This window comes from Streptococcus sp. k-628 (assembly GCF_013277475.1).
In the GTDB taxonomy this organism is placed as follows: Bacteria; Bacillota; Bacilli; order Lactobacillales; family Streptococcaceae; genus Streptococcus.
Genome location: NZ_VMMZ01000029.1, coordinates 14,555 through 27,221, shown reverse-complemented (window position 1 = coordinate 27,221; position 12,667 = coordinate 14,555). Strand labels below are relative to the sequence as shown.

The window sequence follows — 12,667 nt, the reverse complement described above, 5'->3', positions numbered from 1 at the left end:
TTTGAGGTTGTGGATAGAACTGACGAAGTCAGTAACCATACCTACGGCAAGGCGACGTTGACGTGGTTTGAAGAGATTTTCGAAGAGTATAAAACAAAAAACCGCCTAGATAATACCTAAACGGATGCTTGAAATAATCTAACAAGTTACAACTTAGCTAGTCCATTTAGATATTCATCTATATGGACCACAATCAAAAATCTTAGCCACATAGATACAAACAAATTGCTTGAACTGTTTGCATCCATGGTGACATGTCTACAAACACTATCTAAAGTAGCTAAAGTAAAAGTTTTGATTCATCGTTACAGCTTGTTTCTTATTCATTTCTTTTTCTGCTTTCTTTTTTGATGTTTCCTATCTTACCACCTTTTTCATCAGCTGTCAAGAATATTTCAGAATTTTTTAAAATTTTTCGAAAATTCTTTCAGAACGTTTTCAAATTCTTTTAGGATAATTTCAAAGATTTGCCCATTAGACAAAATAGAACGATTTGAAGGCGTTTATGATATTTAGCTGTACTAGAATCTTTTAAAAGTGTTTTGATGGCTTGTATTTCTTCTTTGATTGATTTCATATCACTATTATATAATGCGTTTTGATTTTAGTATAGCATTAAACTAACTCTTGGCAGTCGGACAAAAAATCGACAGTTATTTTATACTGTTTAAAGTCAATAGTCAATACGACAATCTCTTTACTTTTCGGTTATCAACTCTGTAGATTGCTAACATATCCAAAATAAGCCAAGTATCCCGAGGATAGGCAACATATCTAGGTGTCCAGATAGGATTAAACTTTTGTTTATACTGTCTAAGACCACTAAATGAATAGAATCGATTAGTGAAGGCATAGATGAGATAGGCTACTTTTTCTTGTAGAAAGCTATGTTTCTCAGTTCCTACATTTGATAACGGCGCCATACCTAATTCAAATAAACGAACTCCTTCTCCTTTAAAATGAAGTAATAATTTCACAAAGAGATAATCCATAATACCATTGGGTGCTGTCCTTAAGTGGTAGCGCATCAAATCGATGCTAGCTTCTTCAGGACCATTACAAGCTAAAAAGGTAACAAAAGCCTGAACCTTATCTTCCTGATCCCTTACAAGAGCTATTGGTGCTAATTGAATGTACTTCTCATCAAAAAATCCAAGTGAAAACCCTTTTTCTTGGCGACCATCTAGCCAATTATCCGATATTTCTTTAAGGGTGTTAAGCAACTTCTTATCAAAAGGTGGTTGTAATACTTGAAATTGATACCCCTTGCTTTCTAATCGATTAACAACTGTTCTAAATTTCTTTCCTTGTTTTCCTTCGGTTGTAAATCCATCCAGTAATACCTGAGCAGTCTCCCCGAATTTCATAAAGTCGTACCCATATTCATGAAGTAATAGGGTGGTTTCTTGATTAATTTCGTAGAAAATAACAGAGACATTTGTGTCCTCCGCATCCTCTAAAAACTTCGATAAGCCTTTTTCTAAGTATCCTGACTGTGCCAGTGGATCCGACATAACGACACATTTATTATTTTCAATTGCAAATTGGAAAACAACCTTGTCTTGACCATCCTCTTGGTACCAATAAAGGTATTTGTCATCTAAATAAGCCAGAGTAGCATCTAAATTTATATTTGGTATTGTTGCAATAAAGTCTTGATAACGTTGCTTATCGAAAACTTCTCCAAAATTCTCTTTGGTTTGATTGCTCTCACGGAGTACCAAAACATACGAAATCACCAATATCAGAGACGTGCCAAAAAGATGAATCCAGTGTGTAATCAAATAAGGAAGATGTTTAACTTCAAATACATGATGAGGGTTCAAATGTCCTAACAAAACAAGGGTCAAGAAGAAACTTCCACCAATATACGATATATCCTTACAACAATCTTCCCAAGCATAAATATAATGACTGCGAACAAATGTATTTCTGATCCACCATATGATAGACAAAATAATGATTAGCAAAAAACTACTTGCTAATGAAAGACTACCAATATTCAAATAAACAAGGCTTACTAGACCTAGTACAGTAGCGAATGGTAATGTAAATTTTAAACGTCGTTTAACTAGTCTTGCAAGAAGGAAGAAGTGAACGCCGAGAATAATACTAGGAAGTTGAAAAACAAACTGTCCAGTGCTAGGTGAAAGTTCTTTAAACAAAGGAAGATGTCCTAATTCTTGAGGAACTATAGCTGACACCACGAGGAAGAAAGCAAAAAGTCGCAACCCCCAAACCAATACTATAGTGGATAGTGATCCAATAACCTTTTGAGGAATTCCCAAATATTTCTCATTAAGTCGACCACCCATATTTTTTAAGAATAAAACAACTCCTAAACAGAAAGGAAGAATATAATAGAATAAACGAAATACTAGTAACCAACTTAGCGCCTGATCTTTATCAATACCAAGGCCAACTAAACCAGATACCATAATTAAATCGAAACTACCTAGGCTACCAGGAATCATCGATATAATCCCAATTGTAATAGCAATCATAAAGAGGGGAATTACATCATAAATTGGTAAATTGTAGCCTAAAACATACCCAACCAAAAGGAAAAAACTTAATACACTAGCCCAATCAAGGGCAGAAGTTAACACTAAAGATAAAATTGTCCTTCCACTCAATTGACCAAAATAGACCCATTTTTTTCTATTTGAAACAAATAAAATAATTGGAAGATAGAGACAAGCTCCCAAAAGAGCTGGCCAATATTGTTTAATCCCCATTGAAATAGGAAATATAATTGTGAAAATTAAACTTATCAGTGCAAACAGTGAGAAACCACTCATAAAATAAGGGATGACACGAGAAATTCCTTGCATACTTTTTTCAGAGCGTTCTTCATCTACATAGAAAGAATAGCGTAAACCAACATCCACCAAACCGGCAAAGCCAATCATATTATTCAAGCTATTTATAGTCCAACTTGTTTCTAGTAAGTAAGATAATTTTTGTTTCTGATTAAGTTCTTTATTTAGGATTCTATCATAGAGCATCATTGGCGCAACAGCCATAGAACCGAGCAAAGCTAAACTAATGACTTTTATTGGAGAGAGTTCCCCAAAGATTGCTCCAACCTTATCAAACGAAATTGTCTTAAAAAGTCTGATTATCTCTACAATAACTAAACTAACAATAGATAAAAATAAGGTAATCTTGATGAGTGTCTGCCATTTTTTCATGCAATTCAAAATTGTTCTCACAAGCTCGTCCTCTTATCCTAATAAAGTTTGTAATATTGGAATAACAACGATAAATAGAACCGTACTTAGAGTCACCACATTCGTAGAGAATTCCACATCTCCTTTTCCCTGATTAGCAAGGATTGGGAGAACAGCTAGAGCTGGTGTAGCGGACTGAATCATAAAGGTCTTAAATTCTACTGTCGCCATATTTGGTGCAGAGAACTTCAATACAAGAAACATAATCAGAGGAGCTAGGATAAAGCGTCCAACTAAAGTGACAATTGTATCTTTATCAAAAGTAATAGTATTCAAGCCTGCCTTTGCAAGAACGATACCAATATAAATCAGAGATAAGGGAGTTACGATATTTCCAACGTAGGTTAAGGTATTCGTTGCGAAATCTGGAATGGAGATTCGGAGAATCAAAAATAGTAGAGCGACAAGAAAACCTACAAGCGGAGCTGGAAGCAATTTCTTCCAGTCAAATTTAGTTTTCTTCTTGCTTTGACCCGATTTACTATCGCTCGTCATCACATACACGCCTAATGTCCAGGTGGAAATCGTGTTGGTGATATAGTAAATTAAGAAATATGGAAGAGCCTGATTACCAAAAAGAGCAACGTTTAATGGTAGACCGATAAAAATAGTATTGGCATTCACAAAGGTATTAATCATGGTTCCTCGCCGTCCTGGACGAACCTTGAAAAGCCTAACTGCAATATAAGCTACTATATATCCCAATTTAAATGCTACAAAAGTATAAAAGAGTCCTCCAGAAAGACTGATTAGTTTATCTAGCGTTAGGTATTTCATCACCGACACAAAAATTGACGCTGGCAAGGCTACATTCATGATCAAACGAGATAGATTGGATCCAAAACTATCTCCAAACCATCCCCTCACCTGAAGAATATACCCCAAAACAATAATAGCAATAATCGGAATGATACTCGTAATCGAGGTTAAAAAGAGTGACATAGGTGTCCTTTCTAAATTACTTAAGTCCACAGCCCATACAAATCTGCCACTATAGAAGGATAGCAGCAGAAATGAATTATTTATACTCTGGATACCACTTCAAATCACGAACTGCTTTGGCCATATCTGTTTCCTTAGCGCGTGCAAGACCTTGCTCTTGTGCTTTTTTAGCGACTGCTTCTGCTACTTTAATAGAAACATCTGCTACATACTTGAATGGTGGCAAGACAGGAGCTCCTGGTTGGCCTGGATTGACAATACCACTCAATGAATGCGCCGCTGCTCCAATCATTTCATCAGTCAAAAGACTTGCTTCAGAAGCCAGCATACCTAGACCAAGACCTGGGTAAATCAGGGCATTATTTGCTTGACCAATCACATAGTCTACACCTTTATAAGAAACCGTATCAGCAGGAATTCCTGTTGCGACAAAAGCTTTGCCATCTGACCATTCAATCAAATCTTTGGCACTAGCTTCTGCCAATTTAGTTGGATTTGACAAAGGGAAGATCATTGGGCGTTCTGTGTTTTCACACATAGCTTCTACTATTTCTTTAGTGAAGGTATTAGGCTGAGTTGAAGTTCCTACAAGAATGGTTGGCTTCACAGTCTTCACTACTTCAAGCAGGTCAGCCAACTTCTCTGCGTTACTAAAGTCAGCACGTTTCTTAGCAAATGGTTTTTGCTCTGGTGTCAAGTCATCCATGTCATCAAAGAGAAGACCTTGTTTATCAACCATAAAGAAACGTTTATAGGCTTCTTCTTCAGAAAGACCTTCACTTACCATTTCACGAAGAACACGAGAGGCAATTCCTGCACCCGCAGTACCACCACCATAGCAGAGATAAACTTGATCTGTTAATTTTTCACCACTAATATCCAGCGAACCAAAGATACCACCCAAGGTAACGATTCCTGTACCTTGAATATCATCATTAAAGGTCGGAATTTGTTTCCGGTATTTTTCAAGAATATTGGCTGCATTCAAGCGACCAAAATCTTCCCAGTGAAGGTAGAGTTTAGGAAAGAGACGTTCTGCTGTTTGAACAAATTGGTCAATGAAATCGTAGTAACGATCTCCGCGAACCCGTTCGTGACGATTTCCTAAATAATTAGGATTGTTACGAAGTTCTTCACGGTTAGTCCCTGCATCAATGACTAAAGGAAGGACCATCGAAGGATCGATTCCAGCAGCACCCGTATAGACCATCAATTTCCCAACAGAAATATCGACACCATTTGTTCCCCAGTCGCCAATTCCAAGGATTCCTTCTGCATCTGTTACAACAATGAGACGAATCTCGCGATCCCCGGCAGCGTTTTTCAAAGTAGCTTCAATATTTTCAGGATGATTGATATCAAGATATCCCGCATATTGGGGATCTACAAAAAGATCACTATAGCCTTCAATGGTATCTGCAATGGTTGGATCATATACAATTGGATTGAATTCTTCCAAATGTTGAGAAAAGAGGTAATAGAAAAGAGTCCTGTTGGTATTAAAAATTTCCATTAGGAAAAGACGTTTTTCCAAATCATTGGCTTTTGTTTGCATTTGTGCATAAGTTTGCGCCGCTTGTTCTTCAATCGTTTGAACATACGGTGGCAGTAAACCAATAAGGCCTAGTTCTTTTCGCTCTTCTAAGGTAAAGGCAGTACCTTTATTGAGGAAAGGATTGTTTAAAATATCATGTGCAGTCATAGTGCAACCTCCTTTTTATTTATATTATACCACATGAAACGAATTGTTCATGAAACGTTGTTGTTTAAATAATACAATTGTATACGCATATGTTATAATGAGTCTACGAGAACAATTTCTAATAGGCTCTTTGATACTTAAAACACTATTATGGATAATACTTTAAGTTGTTATATTTTATAAATTTCTGAACTCATCAAACTCTCGATGATCACTCTTGTATACGCATATGTTATAATGAGTCTACGAGAACAATTTCTAATAGGCTCTTTGATACTTAAAACACTATTATGGATAATACTTTAAGTTGTTATATTTTATAAATTTCTGAACTCATCAAACTCTCGATGATCACTCTTTTCTAAAAGTTTCGAGTAAAAGAAACCAATCATACAAATTGATAATCCTAATTAAAATAAATATCCTATAAGTATGTTGTATAATACTTTGTATTTTTTAAGGTGTTTTTTTGTCATATAAAACTTGTATTCTATTTATATGACAACTAAAAACTATTTACAACAATATATTTCCCAAAAAGTGAAATATTTTCGAACACAGAATAAAATGAGCCAGGAAGAACTTTCGGAACAAGCAGGACTCGGGCTTAAGTATATCAATCAACTTGAAAACCAAAATGTGAATCTGACCATTCACAGTCTTGAAAAAGTGATTGACGCCCTAGAAATGACCCCAGAGGAATTTTTCAATTTTGATAGCCTTGAATCAACCTCTGATAAGAGTGACAATCTTTCACTCAAAAGAATCAGCATGAAGATTAAACAGCTCCCTATTGATAAACGAGAAAAGATGTTGGTCATTTTTGAGAGTATCTTAGATAATCTTTGAGATCCCTGACTCACTTACATTTTAACTGGTGAATACTCGTATAGTCAAATTGTAGGATACGGATAAAAATTATTTATCTGCTGTTTTCCACTTATTTTCCTTCTCCAACTAATGAAAGTGAGCCCATATGAATTTAAAAGATCTACAATATTTTTATGACCTCTGCCAGCTTCAATCCTATACGGAAGTAGCAAAACAACATAAAGTCAGCCAACCATCTATTTCTTATGCTATCAAGCGCTTAGAGGAATCCTTTAACTGCAAATTGATTTACCATGACCCCTCGCATCGTTCCTTCAAGCTAACTCCTCAAGGACAAATCCTTCTAAAGCATACAGAACTGATTTTACCTGAGGTCATTTCTACTCGCAAAGAAATTAATCGCTCCTTGGCACAATACTCTACTGTAGGATTCCCTCCTATTATCATTCAGTATCTCTTTACTGCCTTAAACGAAAAAGATAAATTCGATTTTTTAAAAAAGGTACGCCCTATCCGCGGTGGCTCCGTGGAGTTATTAAACCTTCTCCTTAAGGGAGACCTTGATGCAAGCCTACTCGGTTTGATTGAACCTCTCAACTATCCTTCAATAGAGTCACACGAGCTATTTCATAAAGAACTATATGTCATTTTATCTAAGAACCATCCTTTTGCCACTGCTCCTTCCCTCGCTTTTGAAGAATTAGCAGATCAATCCTTTATACTCTTAGATGAACACTTTGTTCACCTGAAAGCTTTTGAAACGCTTAATCAAAAGTATCAAAACAAGGCAGAAATATTCTTTAAGACTGATGACATTGCCATCCTTAAAGAACTTTTAAAGAAAGGGATTGGCCTTAGTTTACTGGCTGATATCGCACTTTCTGATGAAGATGATGATTTAATAAAAATTCCGCTTATACCGAAGGACAAGATAACTTTTACAGTTTATTACGCTTACCTTAAATCAGCTACACCGTCATCAGAAGTAGAAGCCTTATTTAATCTCCTTAAATCATATGAATAGAAAAAACTCTAACTATCAATGAACTGATAGCTAGAGTTTTTTTACATTGTAGATATTATTCTCAATGAAAATCAAAAAGCAAACTAGGAAGCTAGCCTCAGGCTGCTCAAAACACTGNNGATAAGACTGACGAAGTCAATCACACATATACGGTAAGACGACGCTGACGTGATTTGAAGAGATTTTCGAAGAGTATTAGACTTTAGTAGATTGAAGCTAGAGTAATACGCCGCGACTTCTAAACCTTTTCTAGAAATTGATTTGACTTTCCTAATCGAGTTGTTCAGATTTTATTTCATCTCACTATAATTCAATGATTTTCTAAGAATTCTATTTCTTTCGAAAATTCTTTCAGAATACTTTCAAAGTTTTTCAAATCAGTCCAACAAAAAAAGGTTTATAATTTCCATAAAAGTTGACATGGAAATTATAAAACCATTATTAGTTTAATCCTTGTTGATAACGTGCCAATTCAGCTTGGTTCGCCCAAACATAGTGACCTGGACGGATTTCAACCATAGATGGCTTATCAGTCTCATAGTCATGTTGACTTGGGTCGTAAACCTTCAAGACCTTCTTGCGTTCCAAGATTGGGTCTGGAATCGGTACCGCTGAAAGTAAGGCTTGAGTATATGGGTGAATTGGATTGTTAAACAATTCTTCTGTCTCTGCAACCTCTACAATAACACCCTTGTAAATAACTGCGATACGATCTGAAATAAAGCGCACAACCGACAAGTCATGGGCGATAAAGAGATAGGTCAAACCAAGTTCTTTTTGGAATTTTTTGAGCAAGTTCAAGACTTGGGCACGAACAGAAACGTCCAAGGCTGAAATTGGCTCATCCGCAATAACAAAGTCTGGTTGCATGACCAAGGCACGGGCAATACCGATACGTTGACGTTGACCACCTGAGAACTCATGAGGGTAACGAGTCAAGTGCTCAGCAAGAAGCCCCACTTCACGGATAATATTTTTAACTTTCTCTTTACGTTCTTCGTCATCTTTGAACAGATGATGATTGTAAAGACCTTCAGAAATAATATAATCAACAGTCGCACGTTCATTCAAACTTGCGGCAGGGTCTTGGAAAATCATCTGGATACGACGAATCAATTCTGCAGCTTGTTCACGCGATTTCTTACCATTAATCTTTTGACCCTCAAAAATAATATCACCATTACTTGTATCATTGAGACCGATTATCGCACGACCAATAGTTGTTTTCCCACTACCTGACTCACCAACAAGCGAGAAAGTTTCTCCCTTGTTGATAAAGAAGTTAGCATTTTTAACCGCGACAAACTTCTTACTTCCTTCACCGAAGGAAATTTCTAAATCTTTGATTTCTACTAATTTTTCAGACATTTCCTTCCTCCTAGTCTTCCAGATGGGCAAATCCCATTTTCTCACGGATCTTATCATGGAGATTTGCAATCACAGCTGGTTTTTCTACTTTTGGAGCATCCTCATGAAGAAGCCAAGTTTTAGCCCAATGTGTCTCTGATACTGAGAATTGAGGAGCTTTTTGTTCGAAGTCAATCTGCATTGCGTAGTCAGAACGCAAGGCAAAGGCATCCCCTTTCAGATCAGTATAAAGTGACGGAGGTGTTCCTGGGATTGAGTAAAGATCCCCTTTATCATCAGCAAGCTGAGGCAAGCTAGACAAGAGACTCCATGTATATGGATGGCGAGGGTCATAGAAGACTTCCTCAACAGTTCCATACTCAACGATTTCTCCTGCATACATAACCGCTACCTTATCCGCAATACTTGCTACCACACCAAGGTCGTGAGTGATAAAGATTGTTGTGAAATGGTACTCGTTTTGTAAAGATTTGAGCAAATCAATAATCTGTGCTTGAATGGTCACATCCAAGGCTGTTGTCGGCTCATCACAGATCAAAACATCAGGTCGGCAGGCAAGGGCAATAGCAATTACGATACGTTGACGCATTCCTCCAGAATATTGGAATGGGTATTCATCAAAACGTCTATCTGCGTCTGGAATCCCAACCTTATTCATGTAGTCAATGGCCAATTCTTTCGCTTCTTTAGCTGTTTTTCCTTGGTGTTTTACAATAACTTCTGTAATCTGGCTACCAATTGTTTTAATTGGGTCCAAACTAGTCATTGGATCTTGGAAGATCGTCGCAATCTTAGCGCCACGAATTTGTTCCCAATCTTTATGAGAAGACAAGGCTGTCAAGTCCTGACCACGGTAGTCAATGCTACCTTGGGCAATGCGACCATTTTCTTCAAGCATACCTGTGAAAGTCTTTGTCAAAACAGATTTTCCTGATCCTGACTCACCTACCAAGGCTAATACTTCTCCTTCAACTAGTTCAAGAGAAACGCCGCGAATGGCTGTCAATACTTTGTCACGAACGTCAAATTCCACGACAATATCGCGAGCAGTCAAAATTACATTTTTTTCTTTTGTCATTTCTACTCCTATCTATGTGTACGTGGATCACTAGCATCCGCTAAGTTTTGACCAACTACGAAAAGGGACAAGGATACCAAGACAAGGGTTGTCAATGGAATCCAGAACAAGTAAGCATTAGTTGTTACGTTTTGTGAATAATCTGAAATCAAACGACCCAAACTTGGCACTGTAATTGGTAATCCAAGACCGAAGAAAGACAAGAAGGCTTCGTATGAGATAAAGCTTGGAAGCATTTGAGTCATGGTTGTCACAATAACAGATACCAATTGAGGCATGATGTTTTTAGCAACAATCTTCAAGGTTGGTGTTCCCAAAGTACGTGACGCCAAGTTGTATTCCAAATCACGGTAACGCAAGATTTGCACACGGATCATGAAGGCAATTCCAATCCATGTCGTCACACTCATGGCAAAAATCAGATTCCAGAATCCAGCTCCGATTGAGTAAGTCAAGACAATAACAATCAAAAGAGATGGGATGTTTGAGATGACGTTATAAACTTCCATCATGACACGGTCAACTGATTTTGAAATTCCCCAAATACCACCGACAAAAACACCGATAACCAAGTTAATCACTGTCGCAATCACAGAAATGAGGATAGAGTTACGAGCTCCGAACCAGACACCGTCAAAGAGCGATTTACCGTTACTGTCTGTACCGAACCAATGCTCCGCATTTGGCTTGATATAACGAGCACTAAAGTCGTTTACCTTGCTGACATCATTGAAATCAAACTTAGAAAACATTGGGTAGATGAAACTCATCAAAATGATGGCTACCAAGATTCCCAACATGACTACAGTTGATTTTTTCTTCATAAATTGTCTAAACACTGATTTCCAGTAAGAATATGCTGGCGCATCAATAGTTTCAGAGGCAAAATCGTCACGTTTTACAAACTGAAATTTTTCTTTATCGATTGTAGACATTATTTGCCTCCTTTCTCAGTCAATTTAATACGTGGGTCAATAATCGTCATCCAAATATCTCCCAAAAGAAGTGAGAAGATAGAAATACATGTAAAGATGAAGACAAGACCAACGACCATAGAGTTATTAGATGCTTTTACAGAGTCAATCAACATTTTACCCATACCTGGGAAGGCGAAGACTGTTTCAGTAAGGGTTGCACCACCGATAACCCCAATAACGGCACCAGGAATTCCTGAAACCAGCGGAACCATGGCATTTTTAAAGATGTGTTTGTTTGAAATTTCTTTTTCAGACAAACCTTTTGCACGAGCAAAACGAACAAAGTCTTGTGATTGCAAGTCAATCATGTAACGACGAATCCAAATAGCTGTACCAGGAGCACCCAACAAACCAAGGATTACTGCTGGTAAAACGTAAGAACGCCAATCTCCAGCCCCTAAGATAGGGAATGAATCTGGTAAACCAATTGAGGAACCAATCAATCGAACAATATAAACAAGGGCGATTGTTGGAAGCGCCATCAAGAAGGTCAAAGCCCCTGTTGAGAAACTATCGATCCAAGTGTTCTTGAAACGAGCCATGGCTGAACCAAGTGGCACGGCAATCGCATAAGAAATCACCAAACCAATCAAACCAGCAATAGCAGAGCTGACAATCATAGATGGATATTGGTAATTACTTTCAGTCGCTGTATAAGGATCATCTTTCCCATAGCTAGCTACTTCACGAGAGTCAGCCTGACTAGGTGACTTGTAGGTTCTTGAGTAAATATTTACAGAAGACGTTTTCTTACCTGTTGGGAACTGAACTTGAGCAGTTTTGGTTTGTCCTTGACCTTGAGTAATAACCTGAAGAACTGGTGTATTAGCATAGGTTGGATAAGAGTCACCTAAATTGATATTCACAAAGTTTTGATGAACAAATGGGAACTGACTGTTGAAGTACAAGAGATATTTATGTTTAGTACCCGAACCGACCAATGACCATCCGATAGCTGGATCATTTTCGAAACGAAGGTAACGTTTCAAGTCTGGATTTTCAGGGTCTTGAATTTTATTTGTATGGTCAATGTCAATCAAGTTAGCATAGAAGTGAAAAACACGTTCAAAAATGGGGATTTCACGAGTAGCATAAAATTGACCACTTTCAGTAAATTCTCCCAAAGTCCAACCATGACCTAATTGATTGATGTACTTTTCATAAATAGCTTTATTGGTCGCATTTGCTTCTACTGTTACAGAAGAATCCATGCTACTTGCCTTTTCTTGCAACTCTTTAGTATCGTAATACTCAATGTAGCCCATACGCTCAAACACAGTATTTTCATAGTTATCACGTTTATCAGCTGTTGTCGCAATTTTATTATAGTTAGGATCCTGCTTGAAAATCAATTTTCGAGGAACCAAGGTATAGATAATCGTGTAGGTCAAAGTCGTTACTAAGAAAATCGAAATCAATGACCGCAAAACACGCATAAAAATATATTTTTTCATATTATTTCCTTTAAAAATCCCAAAAGAACCTTCTCCTCATGGAGAGAAAGTTCTATTA

The 12,667-nt window shown here is 37.2% G+C and carries 9 protein-coding genes and 1 pseudogene; 2 read left to right on the top strand and 8 right to left on the bottom strand.

What is annotated here, in order from left to right; all coding sequences use genetic code 11:
- Positions 1-457: 457 nt before the first annotated feature.
- The 4 genes and pseudogenes from HT730_RS04365 to HT730_RS04350 form a co-directional block, all read right to left on the bottom strand.
- Positions 458-577: pseudogene (locus HT730_RS04365) on the bottom strand (IS630 family transposase); the annotation flags it as partial.
- Positions 578-680: 103 nt separating this feature from the next.
- On the bottom strand, positions 681-3,215 hold the full coding sequence (mprF, locus tag HT730_RS04360) for a bifunctional lysylphosphatidylglycerol flippase/synthetase MprF (RefSeq protein WP_173306914.1): 2,535 nt from the start codon (positions 3,213-3,215) through the stop codon (positions 681-683).
- 12 nt (positions 3,216-3,227) lie between these two features.
- Entirely contained in the window at positions 3,228-4,175 is a 948-nt protein-coding gene (locus HT730_RS04355) for an AEC family transporter (RefSeq protein WP_173306913.1), read from the bottom strand.
- A 76-nt stretch (positions 4,176-4,251) separates the two neighbouring features.
- Positions 4,252-5,877, bottom strand: coding sequence for a malolactic enzyme (locus tag HT730_RS04350; RefSeq protein WP_173306912.1), 1,626 nt, complete (start codon positions 5,875-5,877; stop codon positions 4,252-4,254).
- 498 nt (positions 5,878-6,375) lie between these two features.
- Here HT730_RS04350 and HT730_RS04345 point away from each other — a divergent pair, with 498 nt between their 5' ends.
- Both HT730_RS04345 and HT730_RS04340 read left to right on the top strand, forming a co-directional pair.
- Positions 6,376-6,726 carry a helix-turn-helix transcriptional regulator gene (locus tag HT730_RS04345; protein ID WP_173306911.1) on the top strand — a complete coding sequence of 117 codons (351 nt, stop codon included), beginning with the start codon at positions 6,376-6,378 and terminating at the stop codon, positions 6,724-6,726.
- Positions 6,727-6,853: 127 nt separating this feature from the next.
- Positions 6,854-7,732 carry a LysR family transcriptional regulator gene (locus HT730_RS04340; protein ID WP_173306910.1) on the top strand — a complete coding sequence of 293 codons (879 nt, stop codon included), beginning with the start codon at positions 6,854-6,856 and terminating at the stop codon, positions 7,730-7,732.
- Positions 7,733-8,173: 441 nt separating this feature from the next.
- Here HT730_RS04340 and HT730_RS04335 read toward each other — a convergent pair whose 3' ends face one another.
- From HT730_RS04335 to HT730_RS04320, 4 genes are read right to left on the bottom strand one after another with little or no spacing between them, the layout of a single operon-like run.
- Positions 8,174-9,100: an ATP-binding cassette domain-containing protein gene (locus HT730_RS04335; protein ID WP_173219694.1), complete on the bottom strand. Its 927-nt coding sequence runs from the start codon at positions 9,098-9,100 to the stop codon at positions 8,174-8,176.
- Positions 9,101-9,110: 10 nt separating this feature from the next.
- Entirely contained in the window at positions 9,111-10,178 is a 1,068-nt protein-coding gene (locus HT730_RS04330) for an ABC transporter ATP-binding protein (RefSeq protein ID WP_000159551.1), read from the bottom strand.
- 8 nt (positions 10,179-10,186) lie between these two features.
- A complete protein-coding gene (oppC, locus tag HT730_RS04325) occupies positions 10,187-11,113 on the bottom strand; it encodes an oligopeptide ABC transporter permease OppC (protein ID WP_000103703.1) in 927 nt (308 codons plus the stop codon).
- Positions 11,113-12,609, bottom strand: coding sequence for an ABC transporter permease (locus HT730_RS04320; RefSeq protein WP_173306909.1), 1,497 nt, complete (start codon positions 12,607-12,609; stop codon positions 11,113-11,115). The genes oppC and HT730_RS04320 overlap by 1 nt, the downstream gene beginning before the upstream one ends.
- Positions 12,610-12,667 lie beyond the last annotated feature (58 nt).

Bases quoted from the DNA above. Each gene is read 5' to 3' on its own strand.
- HT730_RS04355 (WP_173306913.1), bottom strand. From the start codon at position 4,175: ATGTCACTCTTTTTAACCTCGATTACGAGTATCATTCCGATTATTGCT.
- HT730_RS04350 (WP_173306912.1), bottom strand. From the start codon at position 5,877: ATGACTGCACATGATATTTTAAACAATCCTTTCCTCAATAAAGGTACT.
- HT730_RS04345 (WP_173306911.1), top strand. From the start codon at position 6,376: ATGACAACTAAAAACTATTTACAACAATATATTTCCCAAAAAGTGAAA.
- HT730_RS04340 (WP_173306910.1), top strand. From the start codon at position 6,854: ATGAATTTAAAAGATCTACAATATTTTTATGACCTCTGCCAGCTTCAA.
- HT730_RS04335 (WP_173219694.1), bottom strand. From the start codon at position 9,100: ATGTCTGAAAAATTAGTAGAAATCAAAGATTTAGAAATTTCCTTCGGT.
- HT730_RS04330 (WP_000159551.1), bottom strand. From the start codon at position 10,178: ATGACAAAAGAAAAAAATGTAATTTTGACTGCTCGCGATATTGTCGTG.
- oppC (WP_000103703.1), bottom strand. From the start codon at position 11,113: ATGTCTACAATCGATAAAGAAAAATTTCAGTTTGTAAAACGTGACGAT.
- HT730_RS04320 (WP_173306909.1), bottom strand. From the start codon at position 12,609: ATGAAAAAATATATTTTTATGCGTGTTTTGCGGTCATTGATTTCGATT.